At 71.0% G+C, this 20,836-nt stretch carries 15 protein-coding genes and 1 pseudogene; 9 read left to right on the forward strand and 7 right to left on the reverse strand.

Annotation, left to right across the window (positions count from 1 at the left end; all coding sequences use genetic code 11):
* Positions 1-183 precede the first annotated feature (183 nt).
* Complete coding sequence (locus tag OHB56_RS09365) at positions 184-1,146, forward strand: RecB family exonuclease (protein ID WP_326751829.1); 963 nt, start codon at positions 184-186, stop codon at positions 1,144-1,146.
* A gap of 69 nt (positions 1,147-1,215) precedes the next feature.
* Positions 1,216-1,887 carry a response regulator transcription factor gene (locus tag OHB56_RS09370; protein WP_326751830.1) on the forward strand — a complete coding sequence of 224 codons (672 nt, stop codon included), beginning with the start codon at positions 1,216-1,218 and terminating at the stop codon, positions 1,885-1,887.
* 114 nt (positions 1,888-2,001) lie between these two features.
* Here the strand turns inward: OHB56_RS09370 and OHB56_RS09375 are convergent, their stop codons facing one another.
* From OHB56_RS09375 to metH, 3 genes are all read right to left on the reverse strand, one after another.
* Entirely contained in the window at positions 2,002-3,606 is a 1,605-nt protein-coding gene (locus tag OHB56_RS09375) for an ABC transporter substrate-binding protein (protein WP_326751831.1), read from the reverse strand.
* A 443-nt stretch (positions 3,607-4,049) separates the two neighbouring features.
* Positions 4,050-4,790: an HAD family hydrolase gene (locus tag OHB56_RS09380; protein WP_406352636.1), complete on the reverse strand. Its 741-nt coding sequence runs from the start codon at positions 4,788-4,790 to the stop codon at positions 4,050-4,052.
* A gap of 127 nt (positions 4,791-4,917) precedes the next feature.
* On the reverse strand, positions 4,918-8,430 hold the full coding sequence (gene metH, locus OHB56_RS09385) for a methionine synthase (RefSeq protein WP_326751833.1): 3,513 nt from the start codon (positions 8,428-8,430) through the stop codon (positions 4,918-4,920).
* Between the two features lie 316 nt (positions 8,431-8,746).
* On the opposite strand from metH, the gene OHB56_RS09390 reads away from it, so the two are divergent.
* The 6 genes and pseudogenes from OHB56_RS09390 to OHB56_RS09415 all read left to right on the forward strand — a co-directional run bounded on the left by OHB56_RS09390 (position 8,747) and on the right by OHB56_RS09415 (position 15,904).
* Positions 8,747-9,511: an IclR family transcriptional regulator gene (locus OHB56_RS09390; protein ID WP_326751834.1), complete on the forward strand. Its 765-nt coding sequence runs from the start codon at positions 8,747-8,749 to the stop codon at positions 9,509-9,511.
* Between the two features lie 441 nt (positions 9,512-9,952).
* The gene (locus tag OHB56_RS09395) at positions 9,953-10,747 is read left to right on the forward strand and encodes an MIP/aquaporin family protein (protein WP_326751835.1); all 795 of its coding nucleotides are present in this window, start codon (positions 9,953-9,955) and stop codon (positions 10,745-10,747) included.
* 110 nt (positions 10,748-10,857) lie between these two features.
* Positions 10,858-12,393: a glycerol kinase GlpK gene (gene glpK / locus OHB56_RS09400; protein WP_406358985.1), complete on the forward strand. Its 1,536-nt coding sequence runs from the start codon at positions 10,858-10,860 to the stop codon at positions 12,391-12,393.
* An 18-nt stretch (positions 12,394-12,411) separates the two neighbouring features.
* The gene (locus tag OHB56_RS09405) at positions 12,412-14,028 is read left to right on the forward strand and encodes an FAD-dependent oxidoreductase (RefSeq protein ID WP_406352639.1); all 1,617 of its coding nucleotides are present in this window, start codon (positions 12,412-12,414) and stop codon (positions 14,026-14,028) included.
* Positions 14,029-14,222: 194 nt separating this feature from the next.
* A pseudogene (locus OHB56_RS09410) lies at positions 14,223-14,735 on the forward strand (FadR/GntR family transcriptional regulator).
* A gap of 182 nt (positions 14,736-14,917) precedes the next feature.
* The gene (locus tag OHB56_RS09415; protein WP_406352641.1) at positions 14,918-15,904 is read left to right on the forward strand and encodes a PAC2 family protein; all 987 of its coding nucleotides are present in this window, start codon (positions 14,918-14,920) and stop codon (positions 15,902-15,904) included.
* Positions 15,905-16,015: 111 nt separating this feature from the next.
* Here OHB56_RS09415 and mshC read toward each other — a convergent pair whose 3' ends face one another.
* The 4 genes from mshC to OHB56_RS09435 form a co-directional block, all read right to left on the reverse strand.
* Positions 16,016-17,245 carry a cysteine--1-D-myo-inosityl 2-amino-2-deoxy-alpha-D-glucopyranoside ligase gene (gene mshC / locus OHB56_RS09420; protein ID WP_326751838.1) on the reverse strand — a complete coding sequence of 410 codons (1,230 nt, stop codon included), beginning with the start codon at positions 17,243-17,245 and terminating at the stop codon, positions 16,016-16,018.
* A 267-nt stretch (positions 17,246-17,512) separates the two neighbouring features.
* Complete coding sequence (locus OHB56_RS09425) at positions 17,513-18,313, reverse strand: SCO1664 family protein (RefSeq protein WP_406352643.1); 801 nt, start codon at positions 18,311-18,313, stop codon at positions 17,513-17,515.
* The gene (locus tag OHB56_RS09430; RefSeq protein WP_279336909.1) at positions 18,310-18,900 is read right to left on the reverse strand and encodes a DUF3090 domain-containing protein; all 591 of its coding nucleotides are present in this window, start codon (positions 18,898-18,900) and stop codon (positions 18,310-18,312) included. Before OHB56_RS09430 ends, OHB56_RS09425 begins: the two co-directional genes overlap by 4 nt.
* A gap of 78 nt (positions 18,901-18,978) precedes the next feature.
* Positions 18,979-19,665 (reverse strand): histidine phosphatase family protein, encoded by a 687-nt coding sequence (locus tag OHB56_RS09435; RefSeq protein WP_406352646.1) that lies wholly within the window; start codon positions 19,663-19,665, stop codon positions 18,979-18,981.
* Between the two features lie 110 nt (positions 19,666-19,775).
* Here OHB56_RS09435 and corA point away from each other — a divergent pair, with 110 nt between their 5' ends.
* Positions 19,776-20,771, forward strand: coding sequence for a magnesium/cobalt transporter CorA (gene corA / locus OHB56_RS09440; RefSeq protein ID WP_326751841.1), 996 nt, complete (start codon positions 19,776-19,778; stop codon positions 20,769-20,771).
* Positions 20,772-20,836 lie beyond the last annotated feature (65 nt).

Raw genomic sequence — 20,836 nt, forward strand, 5'->3', positions numbered from 1 at the left:
GCGCCTGCCGGACGGGAGGGTCTCGAGTCGATGGTATGCGGCCGTCGCCACACGTTTCGTCTCGGCACCCCTCTCCGTGCCCCTCCGTCACCGCGCCCGCTCCCCCTCTCCTTCCCCTTCTCCCCCTTCGGTCACCCCGCCGCGTGCGGTCACTGTCGGCGCTGGGCCGTAGGGTCTGTGGACATGGAGACGAGCACCGGGGCCGCGGGGCGGTCCGACAGCACGCCGGTCGTGGCGGCGGACGCGCCGGGCACGGCCGGGGCGGCGGCAGGGGGCGGGGAGACGGCCGGGGCGGCCGCAGCGCCTGCCGCGCGGCCCGCCGCCCCGCCCGCCTCACTGTCCCCGTCGCGCGCCAGTGACTTCATGCAGTGTCCGCTGCTGTACCGGTTCCGGGTCATCGACCGGCTGCCGGAGAAGCCGAGCGAAGCGGCGACGCGAGGCACGCTGGTGCACGCGGTACTGGAACGTCTATTCGATGCCCCGGCCGCCGAGCGCACCGCGCCGCGGGCGAAGGCACTCGTACCGGGGCAGTGGGACCGGCTGCGGGAGTCCCGGCCTGAGGTCGTGGAGCTGTTCGCCGAGGATCCGGAGGGCGAGCGGCTGGCGCGCTGGCTGGCGGAGGCGGAGCAGCTGGTGGAGCGCTGGTTCAGCCTGGAGGATCCGAGCCGGCTGGAACCCGCCGAGCGGGAGCTGTTCGTGGAGGCCGAGCTGGATTCCGGGCTGAGGCTGCGCGGGATCATCGACCGGGTGGATGTGGCGCCCACCGGCGAGGTGCGGATCGTCGACTACAAGACGGGCAAGGCGCCGCGGCCGGAGTACGCGGAGGGCGCGCTGTTCCAGATGAAGTTCTACGCCCTGGTGGTGTGGCGGCTGAAGCGGGTGATCCCGCGCCGCCTGCAGCTCGTGTACCTGGGCAGCGGCGATGTGCTGACGTACGACCCCGTCCGCGCCGATCTGGAGCGCGTCGAACGCAAACTGCTGGCGTTGTGGGAGGCGATCCGGCAGGCCACGGAGACCGGCGACTGGCGGCCGCGTCCCACCAAGCTGTGCGGCTGGTGCGACCACCAGGCGCACTGCCCGGAGTTCGGCGGCACTCCCCCGCCCTATCCGCTGCCGGTACGGACCGCCGGGGGCGACGCGGTGTGACGCGACCCGGACTCCGGCGGGACACGGGGCGCAGGGCACAATGAGGGCGGACTAGCGAAGGAGACTTACGTGGCCATCCGCGTCCTACTGGTCGATGACCAGCCGCTGCTGCGCACCGGCTTCCGGATGATCCTGGAGGCCGAGCAGGACATCGCGGTCGTCGGCGAGGCCGGGGACGGCCTCCAGGCCCAGGACCAGGTACGGGCGCTGCAACCCGACGTGGTGCTGATGGACATCCGCATGCCGCGGATGGACGGCGTGGAGGCGACCCGGCAGATCACCGGCCCCGAGCGGGACGGCCCGGCGAAAGTCCTGGTGCTGACCACGTTCGATCTCGACGAGTACGTGGTGGAGGCGCTGCGCGCGGGTGCCAGCGGCTTCCTGCTGAAGGACGCCCCGGCCCATGAGCTGGTGCAGGCGATCCGGGTGGTGGCCGCCGGCGAGGCGATGCTCGCCCCGAGCATCACGCGCCGGCTGCTGGACAAGTACGCCACGCATCTGCCGTCCGGCGACGAGCCGGTGCCGGACACACTGCACACGCTGACCGACCGTGAGGTCGAGGTGCTGAAGCTGGTGGCACGGGGACTGTCCAACGCGGAGATCGCCGCGGACCTGTTCGTCAGCGAGACAACGGTGAAGACGCACGTCGGCCATGTCCTGACGAAGCTCGGGCTGCGCGACCGGGTGCAGGCCGCGGTGTACGCGTACGAGAGCGGGCTGGTGCGCCCGGGGGCGCAGTAGCGACCGCCCGCTCACCCGGCGCCGCTCAAGCGCCGCACGTGCATGCGCCGAGGGCGCCTCCCGGAAGTCGGGAGGCGCCCTCGGCGCATGCGGGCCCGGACCGGGCCCGCCGTGTCAGCCGCTCACGCCACGGCCCAGCTCCCACAGCTGAAGCGTGGAGGAGGAGTTGAGCAGGTATGCGGTACCGGTGACGTTGTCGTTCGCGGCGACGTACTGCTTGCCCTGCCACAGCGGCAGCACGGGCACCTCCTCGGCAACGATGTCCTGGATCTGGTTCATGCTGTTGACAGCGGCCAGCCGGTCGGCCTGACGGCGGGTCTCAGGGATCAGCTTCTTGCGGATCTCGGTGTTGGCGTACGGCGAGTTGAGGAAGTTGTCCTCGTCCAGGAACGGGGCGAGGAAGTTGTCGGCGTCCGGATAGTCGGGGAACCAGCCCATGCCGTAGACGTCGAACTTGCCCTTCTGGCCGGCCGTCTTGAAGGTGTTCCAGCCCGTGCCCTCGATGTCGGTGTCGAACAGACCGCTGTCGTTGAGCTGCTTGCTGAGCTGCTCGAACTCCGCCTTGGTCGCGGGACCGTAGTGGTCGGTCGTGTAGTGCAGCGTCATCTTCACCGGGGTGGTGATGCCGGCCTTCCCCAGCAGCTCGCGGGCCTTGGAGACGTCGGGGTCGCCGTACAAGTTGAAGAACGCGTTGGAGTGACCGGTGACGGTCGCGGGGACCAGCGAGTACAGCGGCTCGGCCTGGGAGCCGTAAACCTTGGCGACCAGTTCGCCGCGGTTGATGACCCGGGCCATGGCCTGGCGGACGGCCTTGTTCTCCACGGAGGGGGCGTCGGTGTTGAAGGCCAGGTAGCGGATCTCCAGACCCGGCGACTCGACGAGGTCCACGGTGTCGTCGGAATCGTTGGCGAGCTTCGTGATCTGCTCCGGCGACATGCCTCGGGTCATGATGTCGATCTCGTTGCTCTCGAGCGCCTCGCCCATGGCCTCGGCGCTCTCGTAGGAGAGCATCTCGATCTTGCCGTGGCCGACCTTCAGGGACCCCTTGTAGGAGGGGTTCTTGACGTAGGTGGCGCGGACCAGCTCGCCGTCCTTGACCTCGGGTTCGAACGTGTACGGCCCGGAGCCGTCGATGTCGAACCCTTCGCGCAGCTTGTCCTTGTCGTAGGAGCCCTCGGGGACGATGCCGGCGACCGGGGTGGACAGCTTGTACGGGAAGGTGGCGTCCGCCGACTTGAGGTGGAAGATCACCTCACGGTCGCCCTGCGTCTCGACGGTGTCGATGGTGGACAGCAGCGCGAAGACACCGCTGTCGGCCTCGATCGCCAGGGCACGGTCGATGGAGTACTTCACATCGGCCGCGGTGATGGGGTCACCGCTCGAGAACTTCAGGCCTTCGCGCAGGGTGCAGCTGTACCGCTCGTTGCCGGAGTCGGTGAAACCGCAGCTCTCGGCCGCCTCGGGTACCGGCGCGCCGTCACCGCGCGGCTGGGTCAGCAGCGTCTGCACGGTCTGGCGCAGGATGTTCCAGGTACCGACGTCGTAGGCGTACGCCGGGTCGACCGGCGCGGGGTCGTCCTTCGAGAGGGTGAACCGGTCCGTGGTGCCGACGACGATCGCGTCGCCGTCGCCGCTCCCGCCCTCGGTATCGCCACAGCCGGCGAGTACCGGCGCGAGCAGACCGATCGCGGCCGCCAACACCAAAGTCTTGCGGTTCATGCTCGAGTTTCTCCAGAGCTGTCGACTCCGTGTATGCGGCATACAGGGGTGTTACTACCGATCACGGGGATAGGGGCGAGGTTCTCGCGATGAGATTAGTCCGGACTCGCGGGAAGGGCCGCAGCCACCGAAGTTGAGCCTCCATCACGCAGTGGAACCGGGTGTGAACGCACCGACGAACGTCGGTGCGGCAGGATTGGTGCAGTGATCCACCAATCAGGACACAAGGGAACGCCGGGGCCCGCCGAAAAGGGGCGGACACCACATGCCGACCCCCCTGTCGAGCCTCCGAGGAGTGGTGAACGTCACATGTGAAATCCAGCCGGGACCACCGGAATTCAACGGTCGGTAGCGGTCCGAATTCCTTCGGACACCCGCTGGGACCATCGGGTGCGGGCCCCCGGAATTTCGGTCCCATACACTGGTCTACGCTCGGTGAACGCCTAGCGCATTTCCGTCATCAGGCCGTGCAGAAAAGTCAGGTCGACGGCTTCCAGCGAGGGGACGACGGTCCGCCGGGCGGCCGCCTCGATCGGGGCCACCGAGGGCACCGCCACGACGTGGCATCCCGCGGCCTCGGCGGAAGCGATGCCGGTCGCCGTGTCCTCGACGACGGCGCACCACAGGGGGTCCACACCGAGTCCGGCGGCGGCGGCCAGATACGGCTCGGGGTGCGGCTTGGTGCGCGGGACCTCGTCACCGGCGACCGACAGCGCGAAGTGCTGGGGGCCCAGTGAGGTGAGCACCCGGTCGATGATGCGCCGGTGCGAGGCGGAGACCAGGGCCGTGGGGATGCCGTTCTCGGACAGCTCGGCCAGCAGGCGGGCGGCGCCGGGCATGAGCGGCAGGCTGTCGGCGATACGGGCCTCGAAGCCGTCGTTGAGCAGCACCGTCAGTTCGGCCAGGGGGATGTCGGCGCCGGTCGCCTCGACGAGGAAGCCCGCACTGCGGGTCATGGGGCCGCCGACCACGACGTGGCGCCAGGAGTCGTCGAGGGTGTGGCCGAGGGAGGCGAACACCTCGACCTCGACGTCCCACCAGAAGCCCTCGGTGTCGACCAGGGTGCCGTCCATGTCCAGGAACACGGCCTGAAGGGTGGATCCTCCGGCCTTGCGGGACGTGCCCGCCCGTACGGGCCGGAGGCTCTGGGAAAGGGTGTCGAGCGCGGGAACCGTACTGGTCATCCACGTACCTCCGTCAAAGGGACGATCAGGCCGGTTCCCTCTGAGGGAACCGGCCTGCGGTGGACCGACCAGTGTACGTCGTGCCCGGGGGAACCGCTTCCGGTGATGCACGGGCCCCCTGGCTAAGTCAGCGGGCGTTGAAGTACTTGGCCTCCGGGTGGTGGATCACGATGGCGTCCGTGGACTGCTCGGGGTGCAGCTGGAACTCCTCGGACAGGTGGACGCCGATGCGCTCGGGCCGGAGCATCTCGGCGATCTTGGCGCGGTCCTCCAGGTCGGGACAGGCGCCGTAGCCGAGGGAGAAGCGGGCGCCCCGGTACTTCAGGGCGAACATGTCCTCCATCCCGGCCGGGTCCTCACCGGCGAACCCGAGCTCCGAACGCACCCGCGCGTGCCAGTACTCGGCGAGCGCCTCGGCCAGCTGCACGGACAGCCCGTGCAGTTCGAGGTAGTCGCGGTAGGCGTTGGCCTCGAACATCCGCGCGGTCTCCTCGCCGATGCGGGAGCCGACCGTGACGATCTGGAAACCGACGACATCGGTCTCGCCGGACTCCTCCGGGCGGAAGAAGTCGGCCAGGCACAGGCGTCGTCCGCGGCGCTGGCGCGGGAAGGTGAAGCGGGTGCGTTCGTTGCCCGCCTCGTCCAGGACGATCAGGTCGTCGTCCTTGGAGACGCACGGGAAGTAGCCGTACACCACGGCCGCCTCGAGCAGGTTGTCCGTCTGGAGCCGGTCCAGCAGGCCGCGCAGCCTGGGCCGGCCCTCGGTCTCGACGAGCTCCTCGTACGTCGGCCCGTCGCCGGTGCGGGCCTGCTTCAGGCCCCACTGCCCCTTGAACAGGGCGCCCTCGTCGAGCCAGGACGCGTACTCCTTGAGCTGGATGCCCTTGATCACCCGGGTGCCCCGGAACGGGGGCTCGGGGACCGGGTTGTCGACGGCGACGTCCGAGCGGACGTGACCGGTCTCGGGGCGCTCGTCGATCTCCACGGTGGCCGCGCGGACCCGGCGCTGCCGCAGCTCGGGCAGCTTCGCGCCGGGCACGCCGCGCTTGATGCCGATGAGGGCGTCCATCAGGCGCAGGCCCTCGAAGGCGTCGCGGGCGTAGCGGACCTCGCCCTGGTAGATCTCGTGCAGGTCCTGCTCGACGTAGGCGCGGGTCAGCGCGGCGCCGCCGAGGAGCACCGGGTAGTCGGCGGCGATGCCGCGCTGGTTGAGCTCCTCCAGGTTCTCCTTCATGATCACCGTGGACTTCACCAGCAGCCCGGACATCCCGATCACATCGGCCCTGTGCTCGTCGGCGGCCTCCACGATCGCCGAGACCGGCTGCTTGATGCCCAGGTTGACCACGTTGTAGCCGTTGTTCGACAGGATGATGTCGACCAGGTTCTTGCCGATGTCGTGCACGTCGCCGCGGACGGTGGCGAGCACGATGGTGCCCTTGCCGTCCTCGTCGGTCTTCTCCATGTGCGGTTCCAGGTGGGCGACCGCGTTCTTCATGACCTCGGCGGACTGGAGCACGAACGGGAGCTGCATCTGGCCGGAGCCGAACAGTTCGCCGACCACCTTCATGCCGTCCAGCAGGGTGTCGTTGACGATGGCGAGGGCCTTGCGGGTCTCGAGCGCCTGGTCGAGGTCGTCCTCCAGGCCCTTGCGCTCGCCGTCGATGATCCGCCGCTTGAGGCGCTCGTCCAGGGGCAGCGAGGCCAGCTCCTCGGCCTTGCCGGCCTTCAGGGACTTGGCGGTGGCGCCCTCGAAGAGCTGCATCAGCTTCTGCAGCGGGTCGTAGCCCTCACGGCGCCGGTCGTGGATCAGGTCGAGGGCGGTGGTGACCTCCTCCTCGCTGAAGCGGGCGATGGGCAGGATCTTCGACGCGTGCACGATCGCCGAGTCCAGGCCCGCCTTGACGCATTCGTCGAGGAAGACGGAGTTGAGCAGAATGCGGGCGGCCGGGTTGAGACCGAAGGAGATGTTCGACAGTCCCAGGGTGGTCTGCACCTTGGGGTGGCGGCGCTTCAGCTCGCGGATGCCCTCGAGGGTGGCGACGCCGTCCTTGCGGGACTCCTCCTGGCCGGTGCAGATGGTGAAGGTGAGGCAGTCGATGAGGATGTCCTCCTCGTGGATGCCCCAGTTGCCGGTCAGGTCGGCGATCAGGCGCTCGGCGATCTCGACCTTCTTCTCGGCGGTGCGGGCCTGGCCCACCTCGTCGATGGTCAGCGCGATCAGCGCCGCGCCGTGCTCCTGGGCCAGCTGCGCGACGCGCGCGAAGCGGGACTCGGGGCCGTCGCCGTCCTCGTAGTTCACCGAGTTGAGGACCGCCCGGCCGCCGAGCTTCTCCAGGCCGGCCCTCAGGACGGGGACCTCGGTGGAGTCGAGCACGATCGGCAGGGTGGAGGCGGTGGCGAATCGGCCGGCCAGTTCCTCCATGTCGGCGACGCCGTCGCGGCCCACGTAGTCCACGCACAGGTCGAGCATGTGCGCGCCCTCGCGGATCTGCTCGCGGGCCATCTCCACGCAGTTGTCCCAGCGGCCCTCGAGCATCGCCTCACGGAACTTCTTCGACCCGTTGGCGTTGGTCCGCTCGCCGATCGCCAGGTAGGAGGTGTCCTGCCGGAAGGGGACGGTCTGGTAGAGGGAGGCCGCACCGGGTTCCGGGCGCGGGTCGCGCTCCGCCGGGGCGAGGCCGTGCACGCGCTCCACGAGCTGCCGCAGATGCTCGGGCGTCGTACCGCAGCAGCCGCCGACCAGGGACAGGCCGTAGTCGCGGACGAAGTTCTCCTGCGCGTCCGCCAGCTCCCCCGGAGACAGCGGGTACCGCGCGCCGTCCTTGGTGAGTTCCGGCAGACCGGCGTTCGGCATGCACGACAGCTGGATACGGGAGTGGCGGGCCAGGTAGCGCAGGTGCTCGCTCATCTCGGCCGGGCCGGTCGCGCAGTTCAGGCCGACCATGTCGATGCCCAGCGGTTCCAGCGCGGTGAGCGCGGCGCCGATCTCGGAGCCCAGCAGCATGGTGCCGGTCGTCTCCACCGTGACCGACACGATCAGCGGGACCTCGTGGCCGGCAATCTCCATCGCGCGGCGGGCGGCGATGACGGAGGCCTTGGTCTGCAGCAGGTCCTGGGTCGTCTCCACCAGCAGCGCGTCCGCGCCTCCCGCGAGCAGGCCCTCGGCGTTCTGCTGGTAGGCGTCCCGGATGGCGGCGAAGGTGGTGTGGCCGAGGGTGGGCAGCTTGGTGCCGGGGCCCATCGAGCCCAGCACCCATCGGGGGCGGCCGTCCCGCGCCGCGAACTCGTCCGCCGCCTCGCGGGCGATGCGCGCACCCGCCTCGGACAGTTCGACGACGCGGTCCGCGATGTCGTACTCGCCCAGGGCGGTGAGGTTGGCGCCGAACGTGTTGGTCTCGACGCAGTCGACGCCGGCGTCGAAGTACTCCAAGTGGACCGAGCGGACGATGTCCGGGCGCGTCAGGTTCAGGATCTCGTTGCAGCCCTCGAGGTTCTCGAAGTCCTCGAGCGTGGGGTCGTGCGCCTGGAGCATGGTGCCCATCGCTCCGTCGGCGACCACCACGCGGGTGGCGAGGGCCTCTCGGAGCGCGGCCACACGGGTCCGGCTGTCGGCGGAAGGGGTCAGCGGCAACGAGGCCATGTCAAAGGGCTCCCTCAAATGCGACGGCTGTCGGCTTTGCGGCTGTCCGGAACGATCCCCGATGGAACCTCCCGGGCAGGGCACGCCGCCAGCGTAGCCGGGACCGCTCCCCGATGTTCGGGCCGTCCACAAGCCGGACCATGATGAACGGGCCCCGGTGTCCTGCGGACGGGTGACGCGGCGGACGACACCGCGGTTCTCGGCCGATGACGGCGGATCGTTGGCGAGAGGTCGGCATCGAGCGGTAGTGTTCGGCATTGCCGAACAGAGATAGCGTCGCGGGGCGGCGGTCGAAGGGGACGGAGACAGCACGGCGATGGCACGGAACATCCAGTCGCTCGAACGGGCGGCGGCGATGCTGCGCCTGCTGGCGGGCGGCGAGCGGCGGCTCGGCCTGTCGGACATCGCCTCGTCGCTGGGCCTCGCCAAGGGGACGGCCCACGGCATCCTGCGCACGCTCCAGCACGTGGGCTTCGTCGAACAGGACGAAGTCTCCGGCCGTTACCAGCTGGGCGCGGAGCTGCTGCGCCTGGGCACCACCTATCTCGACGTGCACGAGCTGCGGGCGCGCGCCCTGGTGTGGACGGACGACCTGGCCCGTTCCAGCGGGGAGAGCGTCTATCTGGGGGTGCTGCACCAGCAGGGCGTGCTGATCGTGCATCACGTGTTCCGGCCCGACGACAGCCGGCAGGTCCTGGAGGTGGGGGCCATGCAGCCGCTGCACTCCACGGCTCTGGGCAAGGTGCTGGCCGCCTACGACCCGGTGGCCCACAGCGAGGCCCTGGAGGCCGACCGCTCGGCGTTCACCGAGCGCACGGTGTGCGATCCGGACGCCTTCGAGCGGATCCTCGACGTCACTCGCGCCCGCGGGTACGCGGTGGACGTCGAGGAGACCTGGGAGGGCGTCGCCTCGATCGCGGCCCCCGTCCACGACCGGCGGCGCATGCCGGTCGGCGCGGTCGGCGTCATGGGCGCGGTGGAGCGGCTGCAGCGGGACGGCGAGCTGCGTCCCGAGCTGATCGCGGCGGTCCGGGACTGCGCCCGCTCGGTGTCGCGAGACCTGGGCGCCCGCCGCTTCTGAACGCGGCGCGGGCGCGCCGGCCAAGCGCGGCCGGCCATGCGGGCCGCGGGCGGACCGGGGGCCGCCCCCGGTCGGGTACCAGGCGGATCCCGTGCGGCACCGGCTCGACGCATACCTCACGAACCCCGGTCCGGGACGCCGTACGGCGTCTCGGCCGTCGTCGTACTCCGCGACGGAGAAGCAGGACATATCCCCATGGATCGATTCCGAAGATCGACATCCCGGGGCAACCGATAACGATCGCGCTTTCGACGACCAAACCCTTGACGCGCAGGTGAGGGCGGGGAAAGACTCCCGTCCATCGGTCGGCATTGCCGAACACCTACCGGCAATACGCGTTAGGGTGTGGCAAGGGCCGGCCTCGCTCTCACCACGGAGGGCGCCAATCCCCGGCGGGACCCGGGGGTCGGTTTCCCTGGACGAAGGACAAAGGAGTCGCGGGTGTCCAGCTCCGACATCTTCATCGGCGAGACCATCGGTACCGCCGTACTCATCCTGCTCGGCGGCGGTGTGTGTGCCGCCGTGACCCTGAAGGCCTCCAAGGCCCGCAACGCCGGCTGGCTCGCCATCGCCCTCGGGTGGGGCTTCGCCGTCATGACGGCGGTGTACATCTCCGCTCCGCTCTCCGGAGCCCACCTCAACCCGGCCGTGACCGTGGCGCTCGCGATCAAGGACGGCGACTGGAGCAACGTTCCGGTCTACTTCGCCGGAGAGTTCCTCGGCGCGATGATCGGCGCGGCGCTGGTCTGGGTGGCCTACTACGGTCAGTTCCAGGCGCACCTGACCGACGAGGAGATCGTCGGCGACCGGGCCGCGCAGGCCACCGACGCCAAGGCGGTCGAGGCCCGGGAGAAGGGCGCCGGCCCGGTGCTCGGCATCTTCTCGACCGGCCCGGAGATCCGCAACGCGGTGCAGAACCTCGCCACGGAGATCGTCGGCACCTTCGTGCTGATCATCGCCGTGCTCACCCAGGGCCTGAACGACACGGGCAACGGCCTCGGCGTGCTGGGCGGTCTGATCACGGCCCTCGTGGTCGTCTCCATCGGTCTGTCGCTGGGCGGACCGACCGGTTACGCGATCAACCCGGCCCGTGACCTCGGTCCGCGCATCGTGCACGCCCTTCTGCCGCTGCCCAACAAGGGCGGTTCCGACTGGACCTACGCGTGGGTCCCGGTGGTCGGTCCGCTGATCGGCGGCGCCCTCGCGGCGGGCGTCTACAACATCGCCTTCGCCTGAGGGTGCCCCCGCCGCCGGGAAACCCCGAGTCTTGTAGAAGCGCCGTACGTACAGCCCCGTACCCAAGGAACCTCCAGGAGCACACAGTGACCGACGACCACTCCGCCGGCATCGCCTCCCACGGCCACGGTCCGTTCATCGCCGCCATCGACCAGGGCACGACCTCGTCGCGCTGCATCGTCTTCGACCGCGACGGCCGCATCGTCGCCGTCGACCAGAAGGAACACGAGCAGATCTTCCCCAAGCCGGGCTGGGTCGAACACGACGCCACCGAGATCTGGACCAACGTCCAGGAGGTCGTCGCCGGCGCCGTCGAGAAGGCCGGCATCACCCGGGACGACATCAAGGCCATCGGCATCACCAACCAGCGCGAGACCACCGTGCTGTGGGACCGGCACACCGGTGAGCCGGTCCACAACGCCATCGTCTGGCAGGACACCCGCACCGACGCCCTCTGCCGCGAGCTCGGCCGCAACGTGGGGCAGGACCGTTTCCGCCGCGAGACGGGTCTCCCCCTCGCCTCCTACTTCGCCGGACCCAAGGCCCGCTGGCTGCTCGACAACGTCGAAGGGCTCAAGGAGCGCGCCGAGGCGGGCGACATCCTCTTCGGCACCATGGACACCTGGGTCATCTGGAACCTGACCGGCGGTACGGACGGCGGCAAGCACGTCACCGACGTCACCAACGCGTCCCGCACCATGCTGATGAACCTGCACACCCTGCAGTGGGACGAAAAGATCGCCGAGTCCATCGGCGTCCCGACGGCGATGCTGCCCGAGATCCGCTCCTCCGCCGAGGTCTACGGCGAGATCGAGGGCGGCAGCCTGGGCGACCTGCTCGGCGGCATCCCAGTCGCCTCCGCGCTCGGCGACCAGCAGGCGGCCCTGTTCGGCCAGACCTGTTTCGCCGAGGGCGAGACCAAGTCGACGTACGGCACCGGCACCTTCATGGTGATGAACACCGGCGACAAGATCATCAACTCCTACAGCGGGCTGCTGACCACCGTCGGCTACCAGATCGGCGACCAGAAGCCGGTCTACGCCCTCGAGGGCTCCATCGCCGTCACCGGTGCGCTGGTGCAGTGGATGCGCGACCAGATGGGCCTGATCTCCACCGCCGCCGAGATCGAGACCCTCGCGCTCTCGGTCGAGGACAACGGCGGCGCCTACTTCGTACCGGCCTTCTCCGGCCTGTTCGCCCCGTACTGGCGCTCCGACGCCCGCGGTGTGATCGCCGGCCTGACCCGGTACGTCACCAAGGCGCACATCGCCCGCGCCGTCCTGGAGGCCACCGCCTGGCAGACGCGGGAGATCGCCGACGCCATGACGAAGGACTCAGGCGTCGAGCTGACCGCCCTCAAGGTCGACGGCGGCATGACCTCCAACAACCTGCTGATGCAGACCCTCGCCGACTTCGTGGACGCGCCCGTGGTGCGCCCCATGGTCGCCGAGACCACCTGCCTCGGCGCCGCCTACGCCGCCGGCCTCGCCGTCGGCTTCTGGAACAACACCGACGACCTGCGCGCCAACTGGCGCCGGGCCGCCGAGTGGACCCCCCGCATGGACGCGGAGATCCGCGACCGTGAGTACAAGAGCTGGCTCAAGGCCGTCGAGCGGACCATGGGCTGGCTCGAGGACGAAGACTGACGAGGAGCACGACCCGACATGACCACTCAGTCCACCCTGCAGTCCGTGCCTGCCCTGGGGACGCACCCGGCTTCCAGCTCGAACCCGAGCCGGGCCGAGACCCGGGAGCAGCTCTCCAAGGCGTCGTACGACCTTCTCGTGATCGGCGGCGGCATCCTGGGCATCTCCACCGCCTGGCACGCCGCGCAGTCCGGCCTCAGGGTGGCTCTGGTCGACGCCGGCGACTTCGCCGGCGCCACCTCCTCCGCCTCCTCCAAACTGCTCCACGGCGGTCTGCGCTACCTGCAGACCGGCGCGGTGAAGCTGGTGGCGGAGAACCACTTCGAGCGCCGTGCGGTCTCCCGCCAGGTGGCACCCCACCTGGCGAACCCGCTCACGTTCTACCTCCCCGTGTACAAGGGCGGGCCGCACGGCGCGGCGAAGCTCGGAGCGGGTGTCTTCGCGTACTCGGCCCTGTCGGCCTTCGGCGACGGGGTGGGCCACCTGCTCTCCCCCGCCAAGGCCGCGCGGGACGTGCCGGAGCTGCGCACGGACAACCTCAAGGCCGTGGCCGTGTACGGCGACGACCAGATGAACGACGCGCGGATGGCGCTGATGACGGTCCGCGCGGCGGCCGAGTCGGGCGCGGTCGTCCTCAACCACGCCGAGGTGACCGGCCTGCGGTTCACCCGGGGCCGGGTGACCGGCGCCGAGCTGCGCGACCGGCTGTCGGGCGACGAGTTCGGCGTCGACGCCCGTCTGGTGCTGAACGCGACCGGCCCCTGGGTGGATCACCTGCGCCGGATGGAGGACCCGAAGGCGGCGCCGTCCATCCGCCTGTCGAAGGGCGCTCACCTGGTGCTGAAGCGGACCGCCCCGTGGCGGGCCGCGCTGGCCACGCCGATCGACAAGTACCGCATCACCTTCGCCCTCCCCTGGGAGGACATGCTGCTGCTCGGCACGACCGACGAGGAGTTCGAGGGCGACCCGGCGGATGTCGCGGTCACCGAGAAGGACACCGCCCAGATACTCGACGAGGCCGCGTTCTCCATCCGCGACCAGCAACTGGACCGCGACCTGATCACGTACTCCTTCGCCGGCCTGCGGGTGCTGCCGGGCGGCCCCGGGGACACCGCGAAGGCCAAGCGCGAGACGGTCGTCAGCGAGGGCCGCGGCGGGATGCTGTCCGTCGCGGGCGGCAAGTGGACCACCTTCCGCCACATCGGCCGCACGGTGATGCGCAAGCTCCAGGAACTGCCCGGCCACCCGCTGGGCGACGCCTTCGAACCCGTCGGCTCGCTGCCGAGCAAGCTGCCGCTGCCGGGGGTCGCCAACCCGCGCGCGGTCGCCCACCGACTGCTGGTGGACGGCCCCGCGCCCGGTCCGCGCATGGCAGCGGACACCGCCCGGCACCTGGCCACCCACTACGGTTCGCTGGCCTTCGACATCGCCCGGCTGGCCAACGACGACCCGGCGCTGGCCCGGCGCGTCCACCCGGACGCGCCGGAGATCTGGGCGCAGGTCGTCTGGGCCCGGGACCACGAGTGGGCCGAGACGGCGGACGACGTGCTGCGCCGCCGTACGACGCTGACGATCCGAGGGCTGGCCACGGACGAGGTCCGTGCGCAGGTCCAGGACCTGCTCGACAGGAAGTGACCGCACGGTCACCGGCCCTGCCCGCGCGGGAGCGGTCCTCCCTGCGGCAGGGGGAGGGTGACACGGAGGGGCGATTCCCCACCGGCCTGCGGGCCGGCGGAGTCGCCCCTTCCGGCTGTGGGGCCCCCGAAGCCACGCGCAACGGCCCGGGCACCTCGGACGTCTGTTCCCTGTGGATCCGCTGTTTCCGGTGGATCCACGGGAAGGCCGGGACGGCGGTCACCGACGAGGCGATCGAGAAGATCAAGGGGGTGATCGTCGTCGGCACGCCGCGTCCCGGCGACCGGTTGCCCGGGGAGAGCGAACTCGCCGCCGGACCGGGACTGTCGCGCAACTCTCCGGGGAGGCGGTGCGCGCGCTGTCGCCGGCCCGGATCCCCGACGTGCGGCAGGGCGACGGCACGTACGTCACCGGCCCGGACCCGCAACCGCTGCTGGAGGCACTCGGTTTCGCCGTGGACCGCACCGGGAGGCCACGGCCCTGGAGTTCCTCGCCGCGCGCCGCACCCCGGAGCCGACCGTCACGGCCACCACGGCCGCCCTGATCAGCGAGCGGGAACCGGACCCGCCGGCCGAGCGGTTGGACGGACCCCGCGCGAACACCGGGCCGTCCCGGCGGCCCTGCGGGACCGGGACGCGAAGGCGGCGCGGTCGTGGGTCACCGTCCACCTCGCGGGCCTCGAGCGGTGGCCGCGTTCCACGCGGTGAAGGCCCGCCGTCCGCACCGTGAGCGGGCGGCCCTCCCGGGCGGCTCGGATCAACACGGGGTGTTTCCCGGCGCCTGCCGGGGCAGTGTTGGGGCATTCCCCCTGCGAGGGGGCTGCGGACGCTCCCCCCTGCACGCCGTAAGGTTGGGGCGTACGCGAGGGCACGTCGGAAGGAGGCGCTGGGTGATCGAGCTCGAGGGGGTTCCCGAGCTGATCGACCCGGTCATGGTGGCCGCGTTCGAGGGCTGGAACGATGCCGGTGACGCCGCCTCCACCGCGGTCGCGCATCTGGACAGGGAATGGAAGGGCGAGGTGTTCGCGGCGCTGGACGCCGAGGACTACTACGACTTCCAGGTCAACCGGCCCACGGTGTTCATGGACGGCGGCGTGCGGAAGATCACGTGGCCGACGACGCGGTTGTCGGTGGTCCGGGTCGGTGGCGACAAGCCGCGCGATCTGGTGCTGGTCCGCGGGATCGAACCGTCCATGCGCTGGCGCTCGTTCTGCAACGAGCTGCTGGGCTTCGCCCATGAACTCGGGGTGGAGTTGGTGGTCGTCCTGGGCGCTCTGCTGGGTGACACTCCGCACACCCGTCCGGTGCCGATCAGCGGGACCACGTCCGATCCGGACCTGGCCCGCCGCATGGACCTGGAGGAGACCAAGTACGAGGGTCCCACGGGGATCGTCGGCATTCTCCAGGAGGCGTGCACGCACGCGGGCGTCCCGGCGGTGTCGCTGTGGGCGGCGGTCCCGCACTACGTGTCGCAGCCGCCCAACCCGAAGGCGACGCTGGCCCTCCTGAACCGGCTGGAGGACCTGATCGACGTGCGCATCCCGCTGGGCGAACTGTCCGAGGACGCGCGCGCCTGGCAGGTGGGCGTGGACCAACTGGCCGCGGAGGACAGCGAGGTCGCGGAGTACGTCCAGTCGTTGGAGGAGGCCCGGGACACGGCCGAGCTGCCGGAGGCGTCGGGCGAGGCGATCGCCCGCGAGTTCGAGCGCTATCTGCGGCGCCGTGACGGTTCGTCCGGCCCGCCGCAGCCCGGTGGCCACGCCACGGCCGACGGCGGGGACGGCCCGTCGTTCCGGCGGGACGCCCCGGGCAGTCGGCCCCGTCCGCCGAAACCGGCGAAACCGGACACGGACGGCGAGGACTCCTCGGAGGACTGAGCGCGGACGGACGCGAAGGACCGAACGCGGCGGGCCGAGGCAGTCGGGCCCGGACGAACGCAGTGGGGCGCCCCGTCGGTGGACGGGGCGCCCCACTGCATTCCCGATCGTTTACAGCGCCACGCCGAGCAGGGCGTCCACGGCGCGGGAGACGATCCCGGGCGCGCCCATGTCCGTGCCTCCCTGCTGCTCCTGGGCCACGGCCCAGCGGTCGACGGCGGCCAGCGCCGCCGGAGCGTCCAGGTCGTTGGCCAGGGCTTCGCGGATCTCGTCCACCAGAGTCTCGGCGGACGGGCCGTCGGGGCGGGAGACGGCGGCCCGCCAGTGCCCGAGCCGCGTCACGGCGTCCTGGAGGACCTGGTCGGTCCATTCCCAGTCCGCGCGGTAGTGGTGGGCGAGCAGCGCCAGCCGGATCGCCGCCGGGTCCACGCCGTCACGCCGAAGCCGGGACACGAAGACCAGGTTGCCCTTGGACTTGGACATCTTCTCGCCGTGCAGGGCGACCATCCCGGCGTGGACGTACGCCTTGGCCATGGGGAACTCGCCGGTGAGCACCTGGGCGTGCGAGGCGCCCATCTCGTGGTGCGGGAAGACCAGGTCGGAGCCTCCGCCCTGGATGTCGAAGCCCATGCCCAGGTGGTCCAGGGCGATGGCGACGCACTCGATGTGCCAGCCCGGACGGCCCCTGCCGAGCGATCCGCCGTCCCAACTGGGCTCGCCCTCGCGGGCGGCCGACCAGAGCATCGGGTCGAGGGGGTTCTTCTTGCCCGGACGGTCCGGGTCGCCGCCGCGTTCGGCGGACAGCAGCCGCATGGCGGCCGCGTCGAGGTGCGAGACCTGCCCGAAATGCGGGTCGGCCTCGACCGAGAAGTAGGTGTCGCCCTCGAGTTCGTACGCGGCGCCGAGATCGCGCAGTCGTTCGACGAGCGGGACGATGCCGGGTATCGCCTCCACGGCGCCTATGTACTGACGCGGCGGCAGCATCCGCAGGGCCGTCATGTCCTCGCGGAAGAGCTGGGTCTCCTGCTCGGCGAGGGCGGCCCAGTCGACGCCGTCCCGCTCGGCCCGCTCCAGCAGCGGGTCGTCGACGTCGGTGACGTTCTGGACGTAGTGAACCTGCCGCTTGGTGTCGAGCCACACGCGCTGCACGAGGTCGAACGCGTTGTACGTCGCCGCGTGTCCGATGTGGGTGGCGTCGTACGGAGTGATGCCGCAGACGTAGATACGGGCTACGGGGCCGGGGTCGAGTGTGATCGAGCCCCCGGTCGCGGTGTCGTGAATCCTCAGGTCGCGTCCCTGACCGGGCAGGGCGGGGACCTCGGAAGCGGGCCAGGCATGCATGCCCTGAGCGTAACCGGACCATGGTCCAGGATACGAACCGGAGCGGGCCGGACGACCGGGAAGGCACTCTTGCGCATCACCGCCGAACGTGCGGGTGGCGCGCGGGCGAAGGGGGTGCGGGACTGTCCCGCCCGACCCGGACGCGGTCCGGATCGAGGCCGGACCGAAGCCGGAGCACCGTGCTCGGGCCGGGCCACGGGGCTCGGGCCGGACCGGCGTGGGCCGGACCGGCGTGGGCCGGACCGGCGTGGGTCAGACCGGCGTGGGTCAGACCGGCGGCCAGGGGATCGCGGGCCAGTCCCCGCCCGGCTCGGGATGGGTGCCGGAGGCGAGGAGGGAAATCACACGGGCGCGCGTGGCGTCGATCTCGGCGGGGGTGATCAGCGGGGCCAGCGAGACGGCCAGCGGGCCGCCCTCGGCGAGTGCCTTCCCGAGGATCTCGAGGGCCTCGCGCGCCTCCCCGGGCAGGGGCTCCCCCGCCCAGCCCCACAGCAGGGTGCGCAGCTTGTCCTCGACGTTGAAGGTGACGCCGTGGTCGATGCCGTAGAGCCGGCCGTCCGGGGTGGGCAGGAGGTGCCCGCCCTTGCGGTCGGCGTTGTTGATCACCGCGTCGAGCACGGCCATCCGCCGCAGCCGCGCGTCATCGGCGTGCACGAGCAGTGCGGTGCGCCCCTCGCCCACCTCGGCGAATCCGATCGCCTTCCAGCCGGGGGCGGGTTCCTCCCGGTCGACCAGGGCGAGGAGTTCCGTGCCCGGGGCGGTCTCGATCCACAGCTGGCACATGCCCTCGCCGTGCGGGCCGTCCCGCAGCACGGTGGGCGGCACCAGTCCCCAGCCGGTCGCCTCGGAGACCAGGTACGCCGCGACCTCGCGCCCGGCGAGCGTCCCGTCCGGGAAGTCCCACAGGGGCCGCTCCCCCGCGACGGGCTTGTAGACACAGGCGGCCTCGCGGCCCTCGTGGGCCACGGTGCAGTAGAGCGCCGCGTTCGACGCCTCACGGATGCGCCCGCGCACGGTCAGCTCGCCCTGGGCGAGCAGCACCGCGGCGGTGGGGTCTGCGGTGGTCACGCTCCGCGTCGGTATCCGTTCTGGCGCGGACACACATGTCCTTCCGGGTCGAGGGGGAGGCTGCACAGCGGACACGGCGGCCGGCCCGCGTTGACGACGTCGAGGGCGCGCTTGGCGAAGGCACGGGCCTGGACGCCGGTGAGCCGGACCCTGAGCATCGGGGGCCCGTTCTCCTCGTCCTGGAGCAGCCGCTCCTCCGCCTCGGCGAGGTCCTCCTCGGATTCGGCGTCCAGCTCGACGAGCGCCTGCGCCTCGACGATCATGCACTCCTCCTCGCCATCCCAGGCGAGCGCCATGGTGCCGACGCGGAACTCCTCCTCCACGGGGGCGTCCAGCGGGGCGGTGTCGGCGATCTCGGTCGGCGCCACGGCGGGCACGGCGGCGCTGCCGCCACTACGGCGTACGACCTCGTCGAGCAGTTCGTCCATGCGTTCGGCGAGTGCGGCGACCTGGGTCTTCTCCAGGGCCACGCTGGTCACCCGGGAGCCGGCTGAGGCCTGGAGGAAGAACGTACGGCGCCCTGGCAGTCCGACCGTACCGGCCACGAAACGTTCCGGCTGGTCGTAGAGGAACACCTGACGGGACACGTCCTGACTCCATCGAGAGTTGTGGGTACCTGTATCCACGGCGCTGCCGCGTCGGCTTCACCCTACTGCGGCCGACGATCACGGTGCGCCCGCGCCGCCCCCCACCGGGGCGTCGTCGGAGGGCGTCTCGTCGCGCGGTGCCAGGGCGTCGAAGTCGCCGGTGTCGCCGAGCCGCACGAGGTAGGGGCGCAGCCGCGTGTACCGGATCGCGGTGACGGAACACGGATCGACGGAAATCCTCTGGAAGAGGTCCAGATGAAGTCCGAGTGCTTCGGCGGCGAGGGACTTGATGATGTCCCCGTGCGAACACATGAGATAGACGGCGTCGGCGCCGTGATCGCGCTCCACCCGCGCGTTCCACTCGCGCACCGCTTCGGCGGCGCGCGTCTGCATCGCGCGCAGGGACTCCCCGCCGGGGAAGGCGGCGGCCGACGGATGGGCCTGGACGACCTCCATGAGGGGCTCGTCCTTCAGCTCGGCGAGCTTGCGGCCCGTCCAGTCGCCGTAGTGGCACTCCCCGATGCGGTCGTCGGTGTGGGCGGTGAGGCCGGGCCGGGCGTCCAGGAGCGGCCGGATCGTCTCCTGGCAGCGCTGGAGGGGGCTGGCGACGACCTCGGAGAGGGGCAGGGCGGCGAGCCGTCCGGGCAGGGCGGCGGCCTGCGCGGCCCCGCGTTCGTCGAGGGCGACGCCGGGCGTCCAGCCGGCGAGCAGTCCCTCGGTGTTGGCGGTGGATCGTCCGTGCCGGACCAGGAGCAACGTGGGCATGCGGCCCAGGGTAGGCGCACGCGCGGGTGCGTGGCCCGGCGCGTCGTACGGTGCGCCGTCCGCCGCGCCGCCGGATGTGTTGTCCGGCCGGTGCGGGGAATGTGCGCTCCATGATCGTCGACTGTGCCGTTTACCGGGAGGGGCGCCGGACGGAGGGGCCCGGCGACTTCTCCGACGCGCTGGAGCAGGCGCGGGCGTCGGGGGGTTTCGTCTGGATCGGGCTGCACGAGCCGACGGCGGACGAGTTCGATCTGGTCTCCCAGGAGTTCGGACTGCACCCGCTGGCGGTCGAGGACGCGCTCAAGGCGCATCAGCGGCCCAAGCTGGAGGTGTACGACGACTCGCTGTTCATGGTCCTCAAGCCGGTCGCCTACGAGCCTCACAGCGACACCGTCTCCACCGGCGAGGTCATGATCTTCCTGGGGGACGCGTTCGTGGTGACCGTCCGGCACGGCGGGGCTTCCCCGTTGAACGCCGTACGGAGCCGTCTGGAGCACGAACCGGACCTGCTGGTCAAGGGGGCGACGTCGGTGGTGTACGCGATCGCCGACGCCGCCGTCGACCACTATCTCGACGTGGCGACCGAGCTGCAGGCCGACCTGGAGGGGCTGGAGGCGGAGGTCTTCAGCCCGGACGGTGCCGGTACGCAGCACACGGCGTCCCGGATCTACACCTTCAAGCGGCAGATCCTGGAGTTCCGCCGGGCGACCGGGCCGCTGACGCAGCCGGTGGCACGGCTCATGGGGGCGGGCGCCTCCGGTGCGGCGGTGCCCTTCGTGTCCAAGAAGGCGCGGCCCTTCTTCCGTGACGTGCACGACCACCTCACGCGCGTGAACGAGTCCGTGGAGAGCCTGGACCGGCTGGTCTCGGACATCCTCTCGGCGCATCTGGCCCAGGTGAGCGTCCGGCAGAACGACGACATGCGGAAGATCTCCGCGTGGGCCGCCATGGCCGTGGTCCCCACGATGCTCGCGGGGATCTACGGCATGAACTTCGAGCACATGCCGGAGCTGCGGTGGGAGTGGTCCTATCCGGCGGTGATCCTGGTGATGGCCGTGCTGGAGGTGCTGCTGTACCGGCTGTTCAAGCGGCGCGGCTGGATGTAGCGGGCGGCGGGCCGAAGGGGGCGGGCGTCCGGCCCGGTGCGGCCGGCGGGCCGGTCTCCTCCTGG

Source organism: Streptomyces sp. NBC_01635 (assembly GCF_045209715.1).
Taxonomy (GTDB): domain Bacteria; phylum Actinomycetota; class Actinomycetes; order Streptomycetales; family Streptomycetaceae; genus Streptomyces; species Streptomyces hirsutus.